The sequence below is a fragment of the Erythrobacter sp. JB1-4 genome (assembly GCF_057365025.1).
Genome location: NZ_CP200292.1, coordinates 1911544 through 1934235, shown reverse-complemented (window position 1 = coordinate 1934235; position 22692 = coordinate 1911544). Strand labels below are relative to the sequence as shown.

The window sequence follows — 22692 nt, the reverse complement described above, 5'->3', positions numbered from 1 at the left end:
AAGCTGGCGCGATGAAGATCATCCTCACCGGTTCCTCAGGCCGAATTGGCCGCGCGATCTTTGGGGCGCTTGCGGGCGAGCATGATGTGGTTGGCGTGGACACCAAGGTGTTTTCGACCACGAGGGTGGTTGATGATTGCGCTGATGAGACTGTCATGCGGCCACTGCTCGAGGGGGCAGATGCTCTTATCCATACAGCTGGTCCTCACGCACCGCATGTGGGAGAGATTGCGCACGAGGAATTCACCCGTGTCAACGTTGATGCGGCGCGCAATCTGTACAATTGGGCGCTTGCTGACGGGATTAAGAGCTTCCTCTACACCTCGACAACCGCGCTTTACGGTCACGCCGTCCAAAAAGGCGCTTGCACTTGGGTGGATGAAAAGACCGAGCCGAGCCCAAAGAGCATCTATCACCGCACCAAGTTGGCTGGCGAAGAAAGCCTTGAGGCGCTCGCCAATGAAAAGCTCCCCGTGCGGGTGCTGCGCATGTCGCGCTGCTTCCCGGAAGACGCACGGCAAATGGCAACATACCGGCTCCATCGCGGTATTGATGCAAGGGACGTTGGAGAGGGGCACAGGCTTGCGCTGGGTTACAATGGGCCCGTTTTTGCGCGCTTTGTATTATCAGGATCAACGCCGTTCGCGCGTGCGGATTGTGAGGAACTGGCCACAGATGCGCCAAGTCTCATCGCCAAACGCGCACCCATGCTGGCAGCGGCGTTTGAAAAACGCGGTTGGGAGCTTCCACCCACAATAGACCGCGTTTACGATGCAGCTGCGGCTCAAAAGGAACTCGGCTGGCGCACGCGCTGGGGCTGGGAAGAGGTGCTTGCACAGGCCGACCGGGCTGATCTGGAGGTCCTTGCGCCAGGCGTATGCGCTGCCCCGAAGAAGGAATAAACCATTTTTCGCCAGGCACATCGCGAACACCGCCTTTCGTGTTCGGCCTGTTCGCAAGGGCTCTCAAAAGTTACATTCAAATTTTCGATTTGTTTGATCGCAACTCTCGTCTTTCATTGCGAGAACCTTTGCCTATTTGACATCTCAACGGGTGACCCCGCCCGTTTGAAGAACATCTGGCTCCCTCCCCCTCCCTGCCGGATTGTTCACACCCTCGATGTGAGCCCACCCCCTTATGGCTGCACATCGCAAAGAACCGGAAGTCTGCAGGCTTCTCCCCCTTACTAGTCTGCGGCTTCCGGTTCCCTTTTTGGGGCGGTCCCCTTTTTGAGGCGGTCCCCTTTTTCGGGCAGCCCCTTTTTTCCGGGCCAGCCCACGTTTGAGCACCGCCTTGCCGCTACAATCGGTTTTTACAATCAATCTCGCCATATTAATCGATTGGACCGAATTGGTATTCTCCATCATCCTCTCATCATAACCGCCGAACCGCGAGTCAAACCGCGACTTGTGGGCAGGCGTGAATTTTTTGAGGAGAAGAGACAATGGACGCAAAGACCGGAGATATCAGTGGTTGCCCTTTCCACGGTGATGGCGGCAGCCGCACGTTGCTGGGCCGCCAGAACAAAGATTGGTGGCCAGAGGCGACAGACCTTGGCCTGCTGACCGAGCAGGGCAAATCGGCCAACCCTTACGGCGAAGACTTTGATTATGTCGCCGCGTTCAACGCGATTGATTATAACGCTCTGAAGGCTGACCTCACCGCGTTGATGACCGATGATCAGGACTGGTGGCCAGCCGATTACGGTCACTACGGTCCGTTCTTTATCCGCATGGCCTGGCACGCAGCAGGCACGTACCGCACAGGCGATGGCCGCGGCGGTGCGGGTTCAGGCCAGCAACGCTTTGCGCCCCTCAACAGCTGGCCGGACAATGGCAACCTTGACAAGGCGCGCCGTCTGCTTTGGCCGATCAAACAGAAATACGGAAAAGGCATCAGCTGGGCTGACCTTTACATCCTGGCAGGCAACGTCGCGATTGAAAGCATGGGTGGACCTGTGTTCGGCTTTGGCGGCGGTCGTTCCGATGTTTATGAGCCAGAGATGGTTTACTGGGGCACAGAAGAACTCTGGGTCGACACCGGCGCTGAAACCCGGATCCAGCCTGATGAAGGCATGGCGCTCGAAAACCCTCTGGCTGCGATCCAGATGGGCCTCATTTACGTCAATCCAGAAGGTCCCGGCGGCAACCCTGATCCGCTGCAATCGGCTCGCGATATGCGGGAAACCTTTGCCCGCATGGCGATGAATGACGAGGAAACGGTCGCTCTTACCGCTGGTGGTCACGCCTTTGGTAAAGCGCACGGCGCGCAGCCTTCCGATACGTTCGGCGAGGCGCCTGAAAGCATGCACCTCCACCTGCAAGGTTTCGGCTGGCTGCATGATGAAGAGGAAATTGGCAAAGGCCACATCACAACGTCCGGGATTGAAGGCTCATGGTCCAACAACCCAACTTCGTGGAGCCATGACTATTTCCGCCTGCTGTTCAAATATGACTTTGAACTGACGCACAGCCCTGCTGGCGCTCAGCAATGGACGCCGGTGAATCCTGATCCAGAGGATATGGCACCTGATGCGCGCGATGCGTCGAAGAGGGTTCCAACGATCATGACGACCGCCGATATGGCGCTGAAGATGGATCCGGAATATCGCAAAATCTCTGAGCGTTTCTTGGCTAACCCAGAGCAGCTAGACGACGCATTTGCGCGCGCATGGTTCAAATTGTGCCACCGCGATATGGGGCCAAAGGTCCGTTATCAGGGTCCTGAAGTGCCGTCAGAAGACCTGATCTGGCAAGATCCGGTACCCGCTGGCACCGCGCCATCTGACGCAGATGCGGACGCTTTCAAATCGGCAATCCTCGGCAGCGGCCTTTCCGTCAGCGAGCTTGTGAAAGCGGCTTGGGCATCAGGCGGCACCTACCGCAATTCTGACCACCGTGGTGGTACAGACGGCGCGCGGGTTCGCTTGGCTCCTCAAAAGGACTGGGCGGCTAACGATCCTGAGGAGCTCGGCAAAGTGCTCGCCAAGATCGACGAGCTTCGCGGTTCTATCTCCATGGCCGACGCAATTGTGCTGGCTGGTAACGCGGGCGTAGAGAAAGCGGCGAGCGATGCTGGCTTCTCTGTGAGCGTACCGTTCACCGGCGGACGCGGTGACGCGACCGACGAGATGACCGACGCGGATAGCTTCGATGCGCTTGAGCCATTTGCCGATGGTTTCCGCAACTATCTCAAGACCAAAGCCAATGTAAAAACCGAGGACCTCCTCATCGACAAGGCGCACCTTTTGGGTCTTTCGATCCCAGAGCTTACCGTTCTGGTCGGGGGCTTGCGCGTCCTTGGCGCAAACAGTGGCAACCGTCCGCACGGCGTCTTCACAGACCGTGTTGGCCAGCTCACCAATGACTTCTTCACCAACCTTCTCGACATGAGCACCAAATGGGCACCTGTCGATGGATCAGGCGATGAGGAATATGTGGGCACGGACCGGGCAACCGGCGAAGAGAAGTTCCGCGCAAGCCGCACGGACCTCATCTTCGGCTCCAACGCACAACTTCGCGCTCAGGCCGAAGTCTACGCGGAAAGCGGCAGCGAAGAGAAGTTTGTGAACGACTTTGTCGCCGCCTTCACCAAGGTGATGAACGCCGGTCGTTTCTAAGCGAACATTACCGCGAAACAGAAAAGCCCCCGGTGAGCGATCATCGGGGGCTTTTTCTTGGGCTAGCACGATTGACCGTTTGCGTTAGAACGCCGGAATGAGCGCTCCATCAGAATTGAACCTATATTCTCCTCAAGCCCGAAAGGTCGCAAGGGTCGTCGCAGCCATCGCTTTTGCGGCGCTGTGCGTGCAGCCATTCCTTGGCGAATATGGCTATCTTGAGAACACTGGCTTTCTGCTGCGCTTCTTCACCATTTGGGGAAACATCGGTGCCTGCATCGTGCTTGCCGCGATTGGCTTGGGCAAAGCTCCTCCCAAGGGCGTAATGGCAGCCTTGGCAACGATGCTCACGGTGATTGGCGCGATCTACTGGGGAGCGCTCGCGCACCTCCATCACCCGGTTGGCCTCGACCGGATCACAAACCAGTCGCACCACACCTTTGTGCCCCTCGCCTTTGTATTGTTCTGGCTGCGCTACACACCGCGTGCCGCTTCAACCATGAAACTGATCCCAAGCATCATGGTGCCGCCGCTTACCTATGGAGCTTTCGCCTTGGTTTTGGGTCAGGTCACGGGGTTTTACGCCTACTTCTTCATGGACCTTAGCCAATTGGGATGGACCCAATATCTCATTAACAGCGCAGGGCTTGCGGTTTTCTTCGCAGCGCTTGGCGCAGCATTGGTGGCGGTAAAGAACCGGCTTCAACCGATGCTAAGCGAGAGACTAGAGCCAGCCAGCAGCCTTTAGCTCCGCAACCTGAGCGCGCGACACGGGCGCCTCTAAACCGCCGGGCAGCACCAGCCGCACATTGCGGCCCTCGCGCTTGATGTCCTCAACCGCAAGGCGCGCGACCCACCAGCTGCGGTGGACTTGGCGACCTTCGATATCGGCAACGTGAATCATCGCATCGCGCAAGCGCATCAGCACCAGCTCTGATCCCAGTGACGTATGCACGCGGACATAGTGGTCCTCCATCTCCAAAGCGATCACGTCGCTGCCCAAAGCCGGGGGGAGCTGATCGAGAAGCGCGTTGGACTTGGGCGGGTTCGGAGCGGGTTGAGGCGGCGCAGATGCTGGAGGTTCAGGCGCGTCTGACACTGGTGCGTCTGGTTGGGGTGCAGGGGGCGCAGGGGCGCAGCGACTTGCGCTTTCTTGCGCAGGCCTAAAACATTGAACAACAGCGTCACTGCTCCGCCAACGACGAAGACGTAGAAATAGCTGGTCAAAGCCACATCAAGCCCGGGCCAATAGAACGGATTGCGCAGGTTCCCAATGCTCAAGACAGCCCATGTCATGGGGATCGAAGAAATCGCGGCCGCCGCAATCCAAAGCCCTATCCGTGGCAAATCGAGAGCTTTCTCACCCCAAGCGACAAGCGGCTCCATCGGGCGATAGCAAGCATAGCCAAGATAGGCGAAGAACAGCCAGCTAACGAGACGCACACCCAAAGGCAGGTTGATTGTCCCAAAGGGACCAAGGACGCCAAGAAACAGGCCGATCCCCGTCATGATCGCCAGATCAGTAAGGAGCCCACGCCAGAACGCTGCCCGGCCTGTGAGTTGTGGTTCTGAGAGCTCTGGTGCCTGCGTCATGTTGCCTGATCCCTCGGTCATCTTGTGGGGGTAAACTGCCTGCCCATTCGCGCTTCGTAAAGTGGCAAAGCTAGAGAATTCGCCATTTCTCTCGCCATTTCGCGCACATTGTGCCCCGGCGGCGCAGGACACATTGCTGGCGAACGGGCTCAGGTCATTGTGGGTCTCAACGAAACGCAAAGCTTACTTGAAAGGCGCACCATGACCGCTCTAACTCTCAATAACCCACTCGCTTCCTTCAAAGAGTTGAACCAACCCAAAGGCGTTATGCAATTGGGTCTCGTGACACGGGCAGCGGTCCTTTTTGCAGGCACTACAATGACAGCCGTTTGCTTTCTAGCGATTGCGCGGGCCCTCTTTGGCTTTGCCCCTGACCTGCCGCACCTAGGCAATGCCGCCGTCGCGTTCCACGTCGCAACCGTCATCCCCTGCGTGCCGCTCGGCCTTTACCTTTTGCTCGCTCCAAAGGGCACTGCGATGCACAAGGCGCTTGGCAAGCTTTGGATTGCTCTGATGGTGATCACCGCGACATCAACGCTGTTTATCCATGAAGGCATGGCGCTGTCCTGGATCCATATCTTTGTGCCGCTCACCTACCGCGCATCGTGGCTCATCATCAGCAGCGCACGCAAAGGCGATATCAAGCGTCACAAGGCGGAAATCGTGAGCCTCTTCCTTGGCGCGCTGATGATCCCCGGCATCTTCGCAATCATCCTTCCCGGTCGCCTGATGAATGTGATGCTCTTTGGGTGACAATAGGAGAAACGAGGCTTAACCTGTACGTGCTATGATCATCCCAGAATGCATTCAGGACCTTGTCGTCGAAATCCCGGAATTTCTTGACGCAGAAGAGTGCCAGCAAGTGATCGCGCTTGCTCACTCTCATGGGTTTCACGAGGCGACCCTCAATGACTCGATCAGCGGCGAGCTGCGGAAGGACATCCGCAACAATGACAGAGTGATCTTTGATGACGCGGCTTTGGCTGGGCGACTTTGGACAAAGATTGAGCCACATTCACAATCTATGCGCTTTGGCAGCCGCGCCATGGGCCTCAACGAACGTTTCCGGATCTATCGCTACAGGCCGGGGCACTTCTTCGATTGGCATCAGGACGGCGTCTATGCTCGCGAGAATGGCGAGAGCAGCATGTTCACTGTGCTCATTTGTTTGAACGACGGTTTTGAAGGGGGCGCGACCAGCTTTAGTGCGGTGCTCACTCCCTACCTGTTCGATGATTTTAGCTTCGAGCCTGCAAGGGGCAAAGCGCTTGTGTTCTTCCACCCCATCTCTCACCGGGGCGATGTGGTCACATCAGGCGAGAAGTACATGCTGCGCACCGATGTGATGTACTCGCCAAAACCCGGCGAAGAGCCTTAGGATCAGCGCCTCAGCACCAGATAAAGCGCGCCCTCTCCGCCATGCCGGATATGAGCGCGCCGCACTGCTGATATGGCATCCGCATGGCGGCTCACTGCGAGCCAATCGAGAAGCTTTGCCCGGATTGCGCCGCGTTTTGATCCGCGGTCCGCAGGGTCCACCGGACGCTCCCGCCCTGCGATCACCAGCACCACCCGCGCGCCCATCATGCGCGCTTGGTCAAGGCCGCTCATGATGCGGTCATAGGCGCGGTCGAGGTTATGGTCGTGCAGGTCGAGCGTGTAGTCGGGCGTGATTTGCCCCGATTTGAGCTTGCGGTTCCAGCTACCGTCGAGCTGATTAGAGGCCATGGGCCGTTTCACAGGCGACGGGCTGTTTGCGCGCATCAGGGGGCGTTTGGCAACGGGCGGTGCTTTGGGTTTGGGAGCCGGCTTGACCTTTTGGACTGGCTTGGCTTCCTCTGCCTCTTGCACCACAGGCGCTTTCTTGCCCGGCATCGGCGTCACACTCGATGCAAGCCGTGCCCAGTGCACGCTGCTCGGGCTCGGAAAGGCCGCCGGGATATCTCATGAATGCAGGCTCATGGATGCAGGCTCATGAATACAGGCTCATCGCCTCTGGTTGAGGCGTGCAACGGTGCCTTTGGGCAGCAGTAGAAGCGCAGAGCCACGCCCGCTCATCCCGCCTGCAATCCGGCGTGCCTCTTCGCCAGCGCCCCAGAAGGTGTCAAAACGGTTCGCGCCCTTGATCGCGCCGCCTGTATCCTGAGCAATCCAAAGTCCATCCGCCTCATTGCGATCAAGGTCGAGCCACACCGGTGCGCCCAGCGGCACAAAGGCAGGGTCAGCTGCAACAGACGCCTCGCTTCGAACCGGCACACCTAGCGCGCCCAAGGGGCCATCGCCGGTTAGCTCGCGGAAGAAAATCCAGCTCTTATTTTCGCGCATCAGAGCTTTGCCCTCGCGCGGGTTCTCGCGGATATATTGCATGATGCCTTGCATCGAGCCGGAATATTGCCCCGGCCCGTTACCGAGAAGCCCCCGCTCGCGCATCACTCCGCCAATGCCGGTGTACCCGCGCCCGTTTTGCCCTGCATAGCCAATCCGGATCACCTCGCCCTCGGGCGTACGAAGGCGGCCAGAGCCCTGGATTTGCAGGAAGAAGAATTCAACCGGATCGGCGGCATAAGCGATGACGGGCACGCGGCCTTCCAATGCGCCATCTTCGATTTCGGCACGCTCGTAATAAGGCACGAAATCGCCGTTAGGCAGCTCGCGGCCCAATGGTGCGCGTCCGGTGCGTTCGGATTGAGGCGTGCTGCGGGGCCAGCCGCGCTTCAAATCACTCGGCATAGCGTAGACCGGCACGTCAAACCCGGGGCGGCGCGTGCGCGAGCCTGCGATCTCAGGCTCAAAATATCCGGTGGCGAATGCCTCACCATTGCCGATGCGGGCGGTTTCAAAATGGGTTTGGAAAAAACGCGGAGCATCGCGCAAAGGCCAATTTACAGCTGCCTCACACGCGGGCCGCCAATCGGTGTTATACGACAGGCCACTTCTGTCCTCGCGGCGAAGGAGCTGCGGGCAGCTTTCGATAAATCCGGCAAGAGCTGTGCCTGCATCATTTTGGCTGATCCCAAGCGCGCCAACGCTGGGGCCGCGCACTACCCCTGAAAGCGCCGCACTCGCAGCGGTGGTAACAGGGGGCGGGGTTGGCAGGTCGGGGCGCGGTGCATTGCCCTCTGGAATAAGCCGCAGACAGCCGCTTAGAAGGACAAGGGAGGCAAGCGCAGCTGCGCCCGCACCAAGCGAGCGCGGCGCATGTCTTTGAGGGTGCGGCCCGTCCAGCCGAATTACATTGCTATAAGAAGAGTGCCTGCGCAGCCCGAACATAAGTGCCCCGAACCCCGGCGAAACGCGCCTTAACCCTGATCGGTTTCGTCAAGGATCCAGTTTGGATCACGCGAAGAGATATCGCGGCTGAATGTCCAGATATCGCGGCTTTCAATCGCATCATCGAGGCTGCCTGCTACGACGTTGCCGTCTTTATCGCGCGTCACCGCGGCGATATCAGCAACGAACAGCACCGCAATCCGGGCAACCTTGCTAAACTTAGCGGTTTCCAAGTTGGCCGAGTGAACGCGGGTTTCTTCGATCCGGATGAGCTTGTTTTGAAGTACGTGACCTTCGGCCTCGCGCGCATCGATTGCCGCTTCAAAGCCTGCGAACACATCATCATCACAAAGCTCACGCAAAGTGTCTTTGTCGCCTTCCCAGAACGCCTCAAGCACCATTTCATACGCGCTGCGTGCACCATCCATAAAGGTCGCAAATTCAAAATTGCGATCAGCGCCAGAGATATCGCGAATGCCACGCTCTACTGCTGGGAGCACGCCTTCAAGTTCAACCGGGCGAGGCTGAACGGCTTGCGGCCCTTGTGCCGCGGCAGGGGATTTCGCTTCGCCGTTTTCGCCAGCGTCAAAGCGACCGGGGATCGATTCCTCTTCATGCTCTGCGCGGCGGCCCAGCACCGAATAGAGGCGCAAGCCCAAAAACGCTGCGATCATGGCGAGGATAACGATTTCTAAAATCACATTACTTCCTTGATTTGGCCTCAGTTGCACCGGCTCGATTTTTTCAATCATAGCCAGAAGGCCTGAATTGAAAGTGTATACCGACACAAGATACGGCCCGGATTCGCAGCGGTTGCAAACGAGCCGCGATGTTCACTCCCACAGATAGGCATAAAATTCAATTCGCCAACGCCCCTTTTGAAGCAGAATGCCGCAATATTGGACCGGAAAGACGGGTTTTGCTGTTCTTGCCGGCGGCTTTGCGAATGGAAAAGGGAAATATTGCCCAAAAGCCTGCCCCCTGCTAGGCGCGCTCACCAGATTCATGTCCTTGAGACCAAGGGGGGCAATCGTGTCCTTCCAAAACTCCCAAGAGACCCCACCTGTTCCAAGCGAAAGATACGATTATTATGGCCGAAGACAGCCCCACACCAGGCGACGTTCTCACCAACCTCGACAACCAGGGCGCAAACGGCGCGGATGACCAGCCTGCTGCTGGCATTATCACGCAGTATGTGAAAGACCTTTCGGTCGAGAACCCAAGCGCTCCAGAGGTGTACCAATGGGCCGATCAGCCCAAGGTTGACGTGCAATTCAACATCGGTGCCGAAGCCAAGGGTGATGAGGTCCATGAGGTTGATCTAAAAATCAACATCAACGCGGCCGGTGAGCAGGGTCCTGCCTACATTATTGAGCTCGTTTATTGTGCGCTTGTCGGCATTCGCAACATCCCCGAAGATCAAGCGCACGCTTTCCTTTACGGCGAAGCACCGCGCATCATCTTCCCATTTGCGCGCCGCGTAATTGCCGATGCTGTTCGCGATGCAGGCTTCCCGCCGCTTATGATTGAGCCGATTGATTTCAACGGTCTTTACATTCAGCAGCTTCAAGCACGCCGTGCACAAGAAGGCGGTGTGACCACTCCTGCGCCAACCGCTTAAGGGTCACGCCTTGCTTTTGGCTTGGCCCACGGGATAGTCACTCACCCATGAGCCTGCTCAAAAACGTAGGGACGATCGGGTCCCTCACCCTCGTCAGCCGGGTTGCCGGGATGGCGCGCGAGATGATTTTCGCGCGTGTCCTTGGTGCAAACGGCGTGACGGATGCGTGGTTTCAGGCGTTTATCATACCCAATGTGTTCCGGCGTTTGTTCGCAGAGGGCGCGTTTTCAGCCGCCTTTGTGCCGATGTTTTCCAAGCGTCTGCATGGGAAGGATGACCCGGAGGCGGGCCTTGAAGAAGCCAAGAGCTTCAGCAACGATGTGCTGAGTGTCTTCCTGCCGGTGTTGATCGCGCTGGTGGCGGTGTTTGAGATTGCGATGCCGGGCGTCATCTGGCTGCTTTCGGAAAAGCCGATTGATGGTGAGACCTATCCCCTCGCGGTTGATTTTGCGCGGATCATGTTTCCCTACATCATCCTTGTCAGCATGGTGACGCTGTTCACAGGGATGCTCAATTCGGTCTCGCGTTTCGCTCCCGGAGCAAGTTTTCCCATTCTTTTGAACATTGTTCTGATCGCGGCGCTGCTGACGGGCGAGTGGTTTGCGCAAACCACCGGGGCAAGCGTCACACAAATCGCTTACGGTATTGCTTGGGCGGTGACGGGCGCAGGGGTGATGCAGCTGGCGTGGCTGTATTATTGGACGCGGGTTGAAGGATTTCGGCCAAAGCTGTTGTGGCCGCGCATCACGCCAGAGGTGAAGCGGCTTTCGATCATTGCCCTGCCCGCAGCGATTGGCGGCGGCGCGTATCAGATCAACACGCTTGTGCAGCTCTACTTCCTCAACCAGCTTGAGGATGGGTCGGTCAGCTACATGAACTATGCCGACCGACTGAACCAATTGCCGCTGGGCATTATTGGCATTGCATTGGCGACAGCGATCCTTCCTAACCTCTCCAAATTTATCGGCGGCAAGGATGAAAAACGCGCGAGCGCCCTCCAATCCGATGCGATTGAGCTTGCGATGCTCCTGACCATTCCCGCCGCGGTTGCCTTGGCGATTTGTGCGGAAGCCTTTGTGACCATGATCTTCCAAGGCGGGCGGTTCGATTTGGCCGATGCGGCAGTGACCGGCGAGGTATTGGCGACGCTTGTCTTGGGCCTTCCTGCCTATGTGCTGGTAAAGGTGCTGGTGCCCAATTTCTACGCCCGCGCGGATACGCGAACCCCGGTGGTGGCAGCATTTATCTCCTTGGGCGTCTTCATCAGCGCTTGCATCCTCAATGTTGGCATTTCCATCGGGGGCACGCTCGACCTTTGGTTGATCGAAATCCCTTTCCCAGAATTTGAGCTTGTGGGCCTTGGCTATGGTGTCCCGGGCATTGCAGCCGCCAGCGTTGTGGGCGCGTGGATCAATGTCGCGTTCCTGCTGATCGTGTTGGCTGCGCGCGGGCATTATCGCATGCCCGCCATGTTGATTTTCCGCCTCACCAAACAGGTGCTGGCCGCCGCCGCTATGGGCGCAGCGCTCTTCTACGCCAGCGGCACCCTTACCGATTGGTATTCGGCAGGATTGTTCGCACGGCTTGGCGCTTTGGGCGTGCTTGTAGGTGCAGCCGTCACCGTCTATTTCGGGCTCGCCTTCCTGTTTGGCGCAATCGACAAAGCGCGCATCGTAGCCCTCACCCGTAAGCAATAGGCTGTTCTTGCAAGGGGCAAGGCATGTGCTATTGGCAGGGGCGATGACAAACACGTTCTTCTCGACCGGTTCAGCCCCATTGCGTTTTGCCCCTGCGCGATTCGTACTGCGTGGGCGGGCGGCTTGGCGATGGCTAGAGGGCTGATCCAGCACCTCAGCACGCCGCACAAATTTAGAAGAAAGAGTACCCACAATGAGAGTTGTCTCAGGCATCCAGCCCACCGGAAAGCCGCACCTTGGCAATTACCTTGGCGCGATCGTGAATTTTGTAAAGTTGCAGGAAGAAGCCATCACCGCTGGCGGTGAGTGTTTTATTTTCCTCGCAGACCTCCACGCCATTTCTCAGCCGCATGATCCGGCGGATTTGACGCAAAACACCCGGGAAATGGTCGCCACTTTGGTCGCTTGCGGAGTGGATCCGGCGAAAACCGTGCTGTTCAACCAAGCACAGGTCCCCGCCCACGCAGAGCTGCAATGGCTCCTCAATGGCACAGCGCGCATGGGTTGGCTCAACCGCATGACGCAGTGGAAGGACAAAGCGGGCAAGAACCGCGAGGGTCAGTCCATTGCGCTCTTCACATACCCTGTACTGCAAGCCGCTGACGTGCTGCTCTACCAGGCGACCCATGTGCCGGTGGGTGAGGATCAGAAGCAGCATTTGGAGCTTGCCCGCGATATCGCGCAGAAGTTCAACAATGACTTTTGTCCCGAAAACGCCCCGCTCTTCACCCTGCCAGAACCCTACATCCCGCCTGCGGCTGCTCGGATTATGAGCCTTCGCGATGGCACGGCCAAAATGAGCAAATCTGACCCATCGGAAATGAGCCGCATCAGCCTTACTGATGATGCCGACACCATCATGAAAAAGGTCAAAAAGGCCAAAACCGACCCTGAGCCTTTGCCATCCGAAGAAGCGGGCCTTGAGGAACGCGCGGAAGCCAGAAACCTCGTTGGCATCTACGGTGCGCTTACCGGCCAGAGCACAGCCGAAGTCCTTAGCGAGCATGGCGGCCAAGGGTTTGGCGCGTTCAAACCTGCGCTTGGCGAAGTTCTGGTTGAGACGCTGTCGCCCATCAACGCGCGCTTTATGGAACTGAAAGACGATCAAGAGGCGCTTGATGCGATCCTGGCACGAGGCGCCTCGCAAGCGCGCGAGCATGGGATCCCGACCTTGAATGCAACATATAAGGCGCTGGGACTGGTGCGGGGTTAAGCATCTGCCAAATGGCCTAGACTGTCATTCGGGCCTGTGTTCAAACTCGGTTCAGGCCTCGCAGCTAGTGTTGGGCGTGCGAGTGACTGGTCGCAAGTGGGTGCATTCCTGTCGGAGACAATGACCGCCGGAATGCGCGAGGGTTATGTGCACAGCAAGCTCGCAAATGGGACTTGCCACGATGACCTTTGTTTCAAGGTCGCGCTGGCGATTTTGTGAAGGATATGCCATGTACCCCACTGTTATGACCCGCGATACAAAAACCACACGCCCATCAGCCAAAGGTCGATTGATGCGTTTCAGCCTCGCTGCAAGCATCGCTCTTGGGCTTTCCGCTTGCGCTCCATCATTCAAGGCGGACGTCTCACGTTTCCAAGCGCAACTGCCCGCACCGCAAGGACAATCCTTTGCCGTTGTCGCCGAGGACCCAACGCTTGCAGGGGGCCTCGAGTTCTCGCTTTATGCTGATCTGGTCGGCGAAGAGATGGCTGAGCTTGGCTATGTGCCTGCGTCTTCTCCTGAAGAGGCAACACTGCTGGTGCGATTCGATTACGGTGTCGATAATGGGCGCGAGCGCGTGCGCTCCACCAATGCCGGTTTTGGCCGCTATGGCGCGTTCGGACCTTGGGGCCGCTTTGGCGGATTTGGCCTGCGCCGCAACTTTGCCTTTGGCTTTTATGACCCATGGCTTGCAGGCCCAGAGGTCCGCAGTTTCACCGTCTACACCAGCGATATCGACGTGAAGATCGATAACACTGTGACCGGAAAGCGCCTGTTCGAAGGGCAAGCGCAAGCGGTCTCGCGCACCAATCGGCTACAAAATCTTGTACCAAACCTCGTCGATGCAATCTTCACCGATTTCCCCGGAAACTCGGGCGAGGTGCTGCGCATCACTATCCGCGAGGATGGAAAGAGCGTGAAGCCGGTCAACCGATAAACACCCCAACACTGCCCTTGGACGGGACGGAAAGGCGGCGGAAGGGATCAGCGCCGCCTTTTTGATTCTAAGGATCCCATTTTAGCAGCACTCAAAGGCCCCATGAGCACTCTTCGCAAAACCCCTCTGACTTGCATCATTGGTTCCTTGGCATTCGCAGGGACAGCCACGTCAGTCAGCGCACAGTCTAGCGAGGAAACCTTTGTCGACCTTGGCCGATGGGTCATCGTTCAGGATGAGGCAGCGCGAGCCTGCGAATTGCGCCTCAGCAACGACCCACGATATGTGCTTCGCTATCGTTTGTCCGATGGCCGGGCGGGTATGATGGCATTGCAACGCCGATCCGGTCGGTTCTTCACCGGACTTGTCGGCGATGTGGAGTGGGCTTTCGACAATGCTCGGTTTGGCGGTTATCAGGCGAACAACGGCTATTCGCTGCCAGCAGGCGCGCGGGCTGTTGAGGCAGGCTTTCGCTCCGCCAAAACGCTCAGCGTAAGCCACGGCGGGCAGACAATCGCTCAGATCGATCTTAAAACCAGTTCCGCTGGATTTCGCCTGCTCAAACAGTGCTCTGAACAATGGCGCTACGTCCCCTGGTATCAGCGCTATGCCAGCGCCAACACCCGGCAATTGAGCGCGCCAAGCACCAGACCGCTTCCCACAGCGCAACCAAACACGCGCGCCCCATTGAGGGAAAACGGTGCTGCACCGCCTTTGAGCCAGCCCACACTCACCACGCCGCTTGAACCGCGCCCGATCAATCCGGCCGCCTGGATCAGCAATGACGACTCCCTGCCATGGCCATCACGCGGCTTTCGTGCAGGACGCGGGGTTTTGCGCTACACTTTGCTTGTTGGCGAAGACGGGCGCCCGCAAGATTGCGAAGTCGATCGCAGCACAGGTTCACGCCGCTTCGACAAAAGCGCCTGCCGTATCCTGGTGCAACGCGCCCGGTTCGAGCCTGCACGCGGGAGCGATGGCAAGCGGGTTGAGGGCCGTTATTCGGCAAGTGTGAGGTTCGCGGGGGAATAGCAGATAGTGTTCATGCAATCGGCCAATTGCCGCACCCCTCGATGCGCAAGTTCGCTGTGTGCGGCAGCGTTTGTATCTGCTCTGTGTGTATCGCCTGTAAGCGCCCAAAGTAGCGACAAGGAATATGCCACAATCGGCGGTTGGACGATTGTCGAATCCTTCGCTCAAACCTGTAAACTGACAGCGCCAGAACAAGACGATGTTAGGCTAACCATCATCAAGGGCGGCGGCGAGGTAGGCTATATGACGCTTCGCGCAATTGGTTCATCACGACCACAAAGGCCGGGAAGTGTTACCTTTGCCTTTGACGATGAAGTGGTGCGCGGGTCGCTGTTTGGAGGGGACTATTATTCCCCAGCAACAACCGATGAGCTAGCAATCGAGCGCTTTCGCTTAGCCAACGCGATGGAAGTCCGGGTGGATGACAAGGTCCGCTTTACCGTCTCCCTGAAAGGCAGCGCTGCCGCTTACAGGTCGCTCGTCAAATGTGCCAGCCGGTGGCCGAATAGCACAGTGCCGGTTGTGCCACCGCCGCCGCCAATCAGCGTCCGCTATGAGCCTGCACCAATCCCCGATCCTGATCTCGAAGGACCACTGCCAGCCAATCGAATTGTAAATCCAATTGAAGTCGACAAATGGATTACCCGGCGGGATGTTCCGATCTACGCAGATGATAAGGGATCGACGGATATCAAAGTGGCTATTGCCGTTGGTCCAGATGGGCTTCCAACCGACTGTAAAATTGACGAGCCTAGCGATGTTGCTGCGATAAATGAGCGAACGTGCCCGTTGGTTCTTGAGCGAGGGAAGTTTGATCCCGAAACAGATGCGGACGGCACGCCGGTTGCAGCAGAATATATACTGAAAGTGGAGTATTAAAGCTTCGCGTGACCGCCGGTTGAGCCAAATCCGCCTTCGCCGCGCGTCGTCGCATCAAGTTCGTCAACCTCTTGCCAAACACCTTGCGTAACAGGGGCGACCACAAGCTGGGCGACGCGGTCACCGCGCTCGATCTTGAAATGACCATTGCCGTGGTTGATCAAGAGCACTTTTAGCTCGCCGCGATAATCTGAATCGATGGTGCCGGGCGTATTGGGCACAGTGATGCCGTGTTTGAACGCAAGGCCTGAACGCGGGCGCACTTGAATTTCATACCCTTGCGGGATCGCGACCGATAGACCGGTGGCGACTGCATGGCGGCTTCCTGGAGCTATGCTCACATCTTCGGCCGCCACCACATCCATGCCCGCCGCGCCGTCGGTGGCATAAGCTGGCAATGGCAGGCCCTCGCCGTGCGGCAAGCGCTTCACTTCAACATTTACACTGTTCGTCATGGGGCCGCTTTCGCCTAATCCGTTCACGCTTACAAGGTGTCAGCCACCCTTTGCATAATCGCCATGGCAACCTCGCTTTTGGGCATTTCCTTGAGGCTCTCAACCCCGTCGCCGGTGACGATGTGCACAGCGTTCTCATCGCCGCCCATCACATCACCGGACACATCATTAGCAATGATCCAGTCACACGCCTTGCGTTTGCGCTTTTGCTTGGCGTGATCGATCACGGTCTCGGTCTCAGCCGCGAACCCTACGACCAGCTCTGGGCGGTTCTTGCCGGCGGCCAGATTGGTGAGGATATCGGGGTTTTCGGTGAGCATCAAAGCAGGCGGGGCAGAGCCGCGCTTCTTGATTTTCTCATCGCGATATTCCTTAGGTCGCCAATCAGCGACCGCCGCCACCATGACGGCCACATCGCACGGGAGCGCGCGCTTCACCGCTGTTGCCATTTCCTCCGCGCTCTCAACATCCACGCGGGTCACACCGGCGGGGGTCTTGAGATAGACCGGTCCCGCCACAAGGGTCACATCCGCGCCCAGAGCAGCTGCTGCTGCTGCAATCGCAAAGCCTTGTTTGCCGCTAGACCGGTTGGCGATGTAGCGTACAGGATCAATCGATTCCCACGTGGGTCCAGCGGTCACCAGCACATGCTTGCCATTGAGCGGCTGATGGGATGCATCGGCGGTAATGCCAGCGATCTCTTCTTCATCAGCCTCAATCTGCTCCACCTGAACAGGCGCGGCTTTCTTAGCGGCGATTTTTGGAGGCGGCGCTTTTTCCTCTTCTGCAAGCAGGTCAGACGCCTTCTCGTTAAGCCCCTCTTCGCTCGCATCAGGGGCAAGACGGCGCTCATCCACCTCATGGTTGATCGCGTCCTGATTAACCGGCGGTGCGGCTTTACCGGAACCCTTCTTAGCCAAGGGTGAGCCATCGAGGTCGGGGTTGAACTCGATCTCTTCCTCGGGGATTTCCTCAAGGAACTCCTCAGGCACTTCTTCAAGGCCAAGCGCGTCAAGCTCTGCGTCAATGTCTTCAGCGCTGCGTTTCTCGGTCGAGCGCGGAATAATGCGAGAGAGCAAACCGCCAAGGCCACCCGTTGAAGCAGCCTCGCTACCGGCATCTTGGCTATCATCCTCAGGCTCAATCGCCTCGACATCAGCAGGGGGAAGCGTGGGCGCTGCCACAGGCACTTCTTCTTCAACCTCTATGCCAAAGTGGCCTGCAATCGCGCGCCAGATGGCAGGGGGTTCGGGCAGGCGTCCATAACCAAACTCACCGCACGCCATCATACCCTCGTCAGGATGCAGGACTGTGACGCCATTTTCGCGCAAAGTTTCGACATTGCGAACCGTGGAGGCATGCTCCCACATTTTCACATTCATCGCAGGGACCGCCATGACGGGCTTGTTCGTTGCAAGCAGCAATGTCGTCGCCAGATCATCAGCAACGCCCGCCGCCATTTTCGCCATAAGATCAGCGGTCGCCGGGCACACAACCACAAGGTCGGCCTCTCGCGACAATTCAATATGCCCCATCTCAACCTCATTTTTGAGGTCGAAAAGCGAGGTGTAAACCTGGTTTTCGGACAGCGCCGCAAGCGACATAGGGGTCACGAACTGCTGGCCACCTTTGGTGACAACAGGCGTCACTGAACCGCCACCCTTGCGGATATAGCGCACAAGCTCGAGCGATTTGTAAGCGGCAATTCCGCCGCCCACGACGAGCAGTATCTTGGGTCCCTTAGCGCTCACGCCTGATCCATCTCTCTCAAAATGAAGGTGTTCGACACCCATTCAACTGTCCCATCTAACCAGCTAAGACCCATACGCCAAGTGTATGAGAAGCCTTGCGCTCTCTTGGTTAAGATTGCACTTATGCGGCACGGTCTTTGGGGCATTGTTGCCTTGGGGCAAAAAGAGGGGATCCATTTTGTCCGTCATCTTGCGCGTATCGCTGTTTTTGCTCGGCGTTTTATACCTTGTTTTGGGCTTCGGGTTTTTGACTGATCCGGTGGGGTCGGGCGCTGATTTTGGCATCGCGCCTGTGGCTGAGGCGGGTTCGCAAGGCTTGGCCACCATCAGAGGCGATCTCACATCGTTCTTCTGGGTGCTTGCAGGCAGCCTCATCATCGGCGTTTGGAAGACCAATGTGACCTTGCTCAAAGTGGGCGCGGCTCTTGTCGGCATTGTGTTTATCGCACGCGGCGTGAGCGTCGTAGTCGACGGCACGTTCGAAGGCTGGTTTATGCCGATGGGTGTGGAGCTCTTGACGGTTGTTCTGGCGCTCGCAGCGGCCCGGATTTTGCCCGAAAGTGATTGAGGCGAGCGACTAAGCTCAGATTACTCCGGCAACGCTAGCGCCCAGCACCGCGCCTGCGCCCACCAGCCCTGCGACGAAATAGCCAAACCAGCCGCCACCGCTGGCTTGTTTGGGCGCGTCATTTTGCCCAAAGTCTGTAAGCAGCTTGATCTCTGGCAAAGGCGCTTGTTCTGGCGCTCCGCCTTTGGGGGGAAGCGTTCTTCCACGCGGCGGATTAGGTCGGGCAGACGCATAAAGGTCTGCGCATCTTCTTTAAGCCGCTCTGCCACCGCTGCCTCTGGTCCCAGCTCATCGCGTATCCAGCTGCGGACATACGGCGCGGCAGTGTCCCACATGTTGATATCGGGATTAAGCTGCGTCGCGATGCCTTCGACCATCACCATGGTTTTCTGCAAAAGCAGCAGGTGCGGCTGTGTCTGCATGTCAAAATCGCGGGTGATCGCAAAGAGCCCATCGAGCATTTGCCCAACGCTGAGTTCCTTCACGGGCTTACCGCGCATCGGTTCACCCACAGCGCGAAGGGCCGTCGCAAACTCGCCAACGGAATGATAGCTGGGCACATATTGCGCCTCAAAATGAATTTCGGCGACGCGCTTATAATTGCCGGTGGTGAGGCCGTAGAGGATTTCCGCCAGCCATTGCCGCGCGCGCCGGTCAATCCGGCCCATGATCCCAAAGTCGATGGCGACAATAGTGCCATCGGCCTGCACGAAAAGGTTCCCCTGATGCATATCGGCATGGAAGAACCCGGCGCTAATCGCTTGGGTGAGGAAGCTGATCACAAGGCGCTCAGACAGCTGATGAAGGTCATGGCCCGCTGCCACAAGCTCATCGCGGCGCGAGATTTTGACCCCATCAACCCATTCAATCGTCAGCACACGCCCATTGGTGCGGTCCCAGTCAATCTCGGGGATGCGGTAACCATCGACCCCGCTCATATCTTCGGCCAATTCACTGGCTGAGGCAGCTTCGCGGCGAAGGTCGAGTTCAGAATAGGACCAGCGTTTGAAATTGGCGATTGTCGCGCGCGGGCGCAGGCGGCCAAACTCACCGCCCATCGCCTCAACATGGGCCGCGGCCCATTCGTAAGTGGCGATATCTTGTTCAAACTTCTCTTTGATACCGGGGCGCAGCACTTTGATCGCCACTTTGCGCCCATCGGTCGTCACGCCTTTGTGCACTTGCGCGATGGAAGCCGCGCCCACAGGTTCCGGGTCAACTTCAGAAAAAAGCGCTTCCAAAGGCTGATCAAAGCTTGTCTCGATTGACTGTTTGATAAGCGCAAAATCCACCGGGGGCAGATTGTCTTGCAGCTCAAGCAGATTGTTCGCCGCTTCTTCGCCGACCAAGTCAGGGCGCGTTGCAAGAGACTGCCCCAGCTTGATCGCCGCAGGGCCAATTGCACGAAAAGCGCCCGCATAATCGCGTGTCCCCTTTTTGCCGGTGAAGGTCACCAGACGCGCGACTTTCGCGAGGGTCTTTACTGGCGCTGGCGCGTTGGGGTCTTCCTCAATCCCGACAAGCGCGCGGCGGCGGGCAAGGGTCACGCCCCATCGTGCAAGACGGAAGAGATGCGTTGTGGGCCGGGTCACTTGAGTTAGACCTTCCACCCCGAATGAATGGCCACAGCGCCGCCAAGGATGATCTCGGCCTTGGTGTTCACAAAACCAGCATCGCGGATCATCGCCTCAAATGCAGGTGCACGGGGGAACTTGCGGATGCTCTCAGCAAGATAGCGATAGCTTTCCGTGTCGCCAGCAATCACCTGTCCCATGCGCGGCATGATGTGGTGAGAATACAGGTCATAAATCTCGCGAAATCCTGTCCAATCCGTGACCGAAAATTCCATGCAGTAAAAACGGCCACCGGGGCGAAGCACCCGAAGCGCTTCTTTCAGCGCCTCTTCCTTGTGGGTGACGTTCCGGATGCCAAAAACGATGGTGTATGCATCGAAAGTATTGGAGGCAAAGGTCACTTTTTCCGCGTTCTGATTGGAGAACACAAGGCTGCCAGCATCCGCCGCCTCATCACGCTCCATCGCGCGCTCAGCGCCCACATCAAGCATTTCCTGATTGATATCGGCAACCGTCACATTCGCGCCGCGATCCGCCATGCGGAAAGCGATGTCTCCGGTGCCGCCCGCCATATCGAGGATGTTCTCGCCTGCTTGCGGTTTTACCCGCTTCACAAAGCGATCTTTCCAGCCCCGATGCATGCCAAAGCTCATCGCATCGTTCATGATGTCGTATTTCTTGGCAACGGATGAGAAGACCTGACCCACGCGGCGGGTCTTTTCCTCTGGGCTTACGTTTTCATAGCCAAAGGAGACGGTGTCAGATGTGCTTTCACTCATGGAGGGTGCCTTAGAGGGAATTGTGCCCTGCGCAAAGGGTGATTAGGGGGGCGTTTATTGCATTCGGCTTGCACATCCGTGCAAGCCTTGCCGCAGCCACCCGCGCCCTCCACCCTTCCACCCGGATTATGTCCCGGTAGGCTCCGGGTGGAAGGGTGGAGGGCGCGGGTGGCCCGGCGCGAGCGAAAGCGAGAACAATCAAGAATGCCTGAATTACCAGAAGTTGAAACAACGGTCCGAGGACTTGCAAAGTTCCTCGATGGCGCGCGCATTGAGCGGGTGACGTTGAACCGCCCCGATTTGCGCCGCCCCTTCCCCCAAGACCTTGTGCAGGTGATGACGGGTGCAACCATCACAAGCCTCTCGCGGCGCGCAAAATATGGGCTGTTTCATCTCGACCGCGAACAATCTGTGATCTTCCACCTTGGCATGAGCGGGCGTTGGCGCATTGATCCCGACGAACCCGACAAACACGACCATATGGTTGTGGAGACGGCGACCAACCGCTTTGCCCTATGCGACCCCAGGCGATTCGGATCAGTCGATATGGTGGCGACGGCTGGGCTTGATGCATGGGGCCCGTTTGCAAGTCTTGGCCCTGAGCCCTTGGGACCCGAGCTTACGCCTGCCTATCTAAAAGCGGCGCTCAAAGGGAAGGTCCAGAACATCAAGCTGTGCCTCCTCGACCAAAGGATCGTCGCAGGACTTGGCAATATATATGTGTGCGAGGCGCTGTGGCGCTCTGGCATCCGTCCGACCAAACAAGGGGGCAAGGTGACTAAGCTTCAGCTGGAGCGGCTAGTGCCCGCCATCAAGGACGTGCTTGCCGCCTCCATCCACGACGGAGGCTCTTCTTTGCGCGACTATGCCGCACCTGATGGCGAATTGGGCTATTTTGCCACGCGCTTTGATGTCTATGGCAGGGATGGAGAGCCGTGCCACCACGACGATGGCGGAGTTATCAAACGGATCGTGCAGGGTGGACGCAGCACCTGGTACTGCCCGATCTGTCAGAAGTAGCAGCTCAAAGTGCATAGAGGCAAAGTTTCCTTGCCTTTCGCACCGTTTCACACTAGGTGGCGCGCTTTCCCGGCGAGGAATCGCCGCCTTTCGTATATTCGATTTAGATTTCCGGCCGTTCATCGTGGCGGCCCACACAAGACGCGAGACAGACAAAACTATGGCAAACACGCCTCAAGCCCGTAAGCGCATCCGTCGCAACAACCGCCGCGCTGAAGTGAACACAGCGCGCATGAGCCGCATCCGCAGCTTCGTCAAAAAAGTCGAAACGGCTTGCGAAGCTGGCAACAAGGACGAGGCTGCCGCCGCTCTTAAAGCAGCACAGCCAGAGCTTGCTCGCGGTGTTGCGCGCGGCGTGATGCACAAGAACACAGTGGCGCGCAAAATGTCGCGCCTGTCGAAGCGAGTCGCTTCACTCTGATTCGCATTCAGAGGCTATTCTAGGGGCCACTACATATAGTGGTTTCCCCTAAAACAGCCTGCGTATAGCCACTAAGGGTCGTGTCGTGAGGCGCGGCCCTTTTGTTTTGCGACAAAGATGACATTTGTGACTCGCTGAAAGCCGCAGAAACCCTACGATTCGCATCAATTTCAGCCTCAGATTTAATGAAATCAATGACTTAGACGCACCCCTGCGGGGTCGGGTCGAGTCAACACAAATATTTAAGATTTATTGCAATTGAT

At 57.7% G+C, this 22692-nt stretch carries 22 protein-coding genes and 1 pseudogene; 14 read left to right on the top strand and 9 right to left on the bottom strand.

The window, feature by feature from the left end:
* The first annotated feature begins 11 nt into the window (after nt 1-11).
* From AC0V61_RS09065 to AC0V61_RS09055, 3 genes are all read left to right on the top strand, one after another.
* Nucleotides 12-902, top strand: a complete 891-nt coding sequence (locus tag AC0V61_RS09065; RefSeq protein ID WP_486156923.1) for an NAD-dependent epimerase/dehydratase family protein — start codon at nt 12-14, stop codon at nt 900-902.
* 542 nt (nt 903-1444) lie between these two features.
* On the top strand, nt 1445-3619 hold the full coding sequence (katG, locus tag AC0V61_RS09060) for a catalase/peroxidase HPI (RefSeq protein ID WP_486156922.1): 2175 nt from the start codon (nt 1445-1447) through the stop codon (nt 3617-3619).
* Between the two features lie 97 nt (nt 3620-3716).
* Nucleotides 3717-4367: a Pr6Pr family membrane protein gene (locus AC0V61_RS09055; protein ID WP_486156921.1), complete on the top strand. Its 651-nt coding sequence runs from the start codon at nt 3717-3719 to the stop codon at nt 4365-4367.
* Here the strand turns inward: AC0V61_RS09055 and AC0V61_RS09050 are convergent.
* Both AC0V61_RS09050 and AC0V61_RS09045 read right to left on the bottom strand, forming a co-directional pair.
* Nucleotides 4344-4610, bottom strand: a complete 267-nt coding sequence (locus AC0V61_RS09050) for a LytTR family DNA-binding domain-containing protein (protein ID WP_486156920.1) — start codon at nt 4608-4610, stop codon at nt 4344-4346. The genes AC0V61_RS09055 and AC0V61_RS09050 overlap by 24 nt on opposite strands.
* Nucleotides 4607-5212, bottom strand: a complete 606-nt coding sequence (locus AC0V61_RS09045) for a hypothetical protein (protein ID WP_486156919.1) — start codon at nt 5210-5212, stop codon at nt 4607-4609. Before AC0V61_RS09045 ends, AC0V61_RS09050 begins: the two co-directional genes overlap by 4 nt.
* 201 nt (nt 5213-5413) lie before the next feature.
* Here AC0V61_RS09045 and AC0V61_RS09040 point away from each other — a divergent pair, with 201 nt between their 5' ends.
* The gene (locus AC0V61_RS09040) at nt 5414-5965 is read left to right on the top strand and encodes a DUF2306 domain-containing protein (protein WP_486156918.1); all 552 of its coding nucleotides are present in this window, start codon (nt 5414-5416) and stop codon (nt 5963-5965) included.
* A 34-nt stretch (nt 5966-5999) separates the two neighbouring features.
* Nucleotides 6000-6590: a 2OG-Fe(II) oxygenase gene (locus AC0V61_RS09035; RefSeq protein ID WP_486156917.1), complete on the top strand. Its 591-nt coding sequence runs from the start codon at nt 6000-6002 to the stop codon at nt 6588-6590.
* 2 nt (nt 6591-6592) lie between these two features.
* Here AC0V61_RS09035 and AC0V61_RS09030 read toward each other — a convergent pair whose 3' ends face one another.
* The 3 genes from AC0V61_RS09030 to AC0V61_RS09020 all read right to left on the bottom strand — a co-directional run bounded on the left by AC0V61_RS09030 (nt 6593) and on the right by AC0V61_RS09020 (nt 9183).
* Entirely contained in the window at nt 6593-7123 is a 531-nt protein-coding gene (locus tag AC0V61_RS09030) for a Smr/MutS family protein (RefSeq protein ID WP_486156916.1), read from the bottom strand.
* A 75-nt stretch (nt 7124-7198) separates the two neighbouring features.
* A complete protein-coding gene (mltA, locus tag AC0V61_RS09025; protein WP_486156915.1) occupies nt 7199-8482 on the bottom strand; it encodes a murein transglycosylase A in 1284 nt (427 codons plus the stop codon).
* Between the two features lie 29 nt (nt 8483-8511).
* On the bottom strand, nt 8512-9183 hold the full coding sequence (locus AC0V61_RS09020; protein WP_486156914.1) for a Tim44/TimA family putative adaptor protein: 672 nt from the start codon (nt 9181-9183) through the stop codon (nt 8512-8514).
* 389 nt (nt 9184-9572) lie between these two features.
* On the opposite strand from AC0V61_RS09020, the gene secB reads away from it, so the two are divergent.
* The 6 genes from secB (at nt 9573) to AC0V61_RS08990 (ending at nt 15861) form a co-directional block, all read left to right on the top strand.
* A complete protein-coding gene (secB, locus tag AC0V61_RS09015; protein WP_486156913.1) occupies nt 9573-10103 on the top strand; it encodes a protein-export chaperone SecB in 531 nt (176 codons plus the stop codon).
* 47 nt (nt 10104-10150) lie between these two features.
* Nucleotides 10151-11800: a murein biosynthesis integral membrane protein MurJ gene (gene murJ / locus AC0V61_RS09010; RefSeq protein ID WP_486156912.1), complete on the top strand. Its 1650-nt coding sequence runs from the start codon at nt 10151-10153 to the stop codon at nt 11798-11800.
* Between the two features lie 193 nt (nt 11801-11993).
* The gene (gene trpS / locus AC0V61_RS09005; protein WP_486156911.1) at nt 11994-13013 is read left to right on the top strand and encodes a tryptophan--tRNA ligase; all 1020 of its coding nucleotides are present in this window, start codon (nt 11994-11996) and stop codon (nt 13011-13013) included.
* 229 nt (nt 13014-13242) lie between these two features.
* Nucleotides 13243-13950 (top strand): DUF4136 domain-containing protein, encoded by a 708-nt coding sequence (locus AC0V61_RS09000; protein WP_486156910.1) that lies wholly within the window; start codon nt 13243-13245, stop codon nt 13948-13950.
* Between the two features lie 102 nt (nt 13951-14052).
* Nucleotides 14053-14982 (top strand): energy transducer TonB, encoded by a 930-nt coding sequence (locus AC0V61_RS08995; protein WP_486156909.1) that lies wholly within the window; start codon nt 14053-14055, stop codon nt 14980-14982.
* A 12-nt stretch (nt 14983-14994) separates the two neighbouring features.
* Nucleotides 14995-15861 (top strand): energy transducer TonB, encoded by an 867-nt coding sequence (locus AC0V61_RS08990; protein ID WP_486156908.1) that lies wholly within the window; start codon nt 14995-14997, stop codon nt 15859-15861.
* Here AC0V61_RS08990 and dut read toward each other — a convergent pair.
* Together dut and AC0V61_RS08980 are read right to left on the bottom strand one after the other, a co-directional pair.
* Nucleotides 15858-16316: a dUTP diphosphatase gene (gene dut / locus AC0V61_RS08985; protein ID WP_486156907.1), complete on the bottom strand. Its 459-nt coding sequence runs from the start codon at nt 16314-16316 to the stop codon at nt 15858-15860. The two genes, AC0V61_RS08990 and dut, sit on opposite strands and share 4 nt — an antisense overlap.
* Nucleotides 16317-16345: 29 nt before the next feature.
* Nucleotides 16346-18109, bottom strand: a complete 1764-nt coding sequence (locus tag AC0V61_RS08980) for a bifunctional phosphopantothenoylcysteine decarboxylase/phosphopantothenate synthase (RefSeq protein ID WP_486156906.1) — start codon at nt 18107-18109, stop codon at nt 16346-16348.
* 136 nt (nt 18110-18245) lie between these two features.
* Between AC0V61_RS08980 and AC0V61_RS08975 the strand changes: the two genes are divergently transcribed.
* A complete protein-coding gene (locus AC0V61_RS08975; protein ID WP_486156905.1) occupies nt 18246-18635 on the top strand; it encodes a hypothetical protein in 390 nt (129 codons plus the stop codon).
* 15 nt (nt 18636-18650) lie between these two features.
* Here the strand turns inward: AC0V61_RS08975 and ubiB are convergent.
* Together ubiB and AC0V61_RS08965 are read right to left on the bottom strand one after the other, a co-directional pair.
* Nucleotides 18651-20227 (bottom strand): annotated as a pseudogene (gene ubiB, locus AC0V61_RS08970) (2-polyprenylphenol 6-hydroxylase).
* Nucleotides 20228-20232: 5 nt separating this feature from the next.
* Entirely contained in the window at nt 20233-20988 is a 756-nt protein-coding gene (locus AC0V61_RS08965) for a class I SAM-dependent methyltransferase (RefSeq protein WP_486156904.1), read from the bottom strand.
* Nucleotides 20989-21192: 204 nt separating this feature from the next.
* On the opposite strand from AC0V61_RS08965, the gene mutM reads away from it, so the two are divergent.
* Together mutM and rpsT are read left to right on the top strand one after the other, a co-directional pair.
* Nucleotides 21193-22008, top strand: a complete 816-nt coding sequence (gene mutM, locus AC0V61_RS08960) for a bifunctional DNA-formamidopyrimidine glycosylase/DNA-(apurinic or apyrimidinic site) lyase (protein WP_486156903.1) — start codon at nt 21193-21195, stop codon at nt 22006-22008.
* A gap of 160 nt (nt 22009-22168) precedes the next feature.
* Nucleotides 22169-22429, top strand: a complete 261-nt coding sequence (rpsT, locus tag AC0V61_RS08955; RefSeq protein WP_486156902.1) for a 30S ribosomal protein S20 — start codon at nt 22169-22171, stop codon at nt 22427-22429.
* Nucleotides 22430-22692 lie beyond the last annotated feature (263 nt).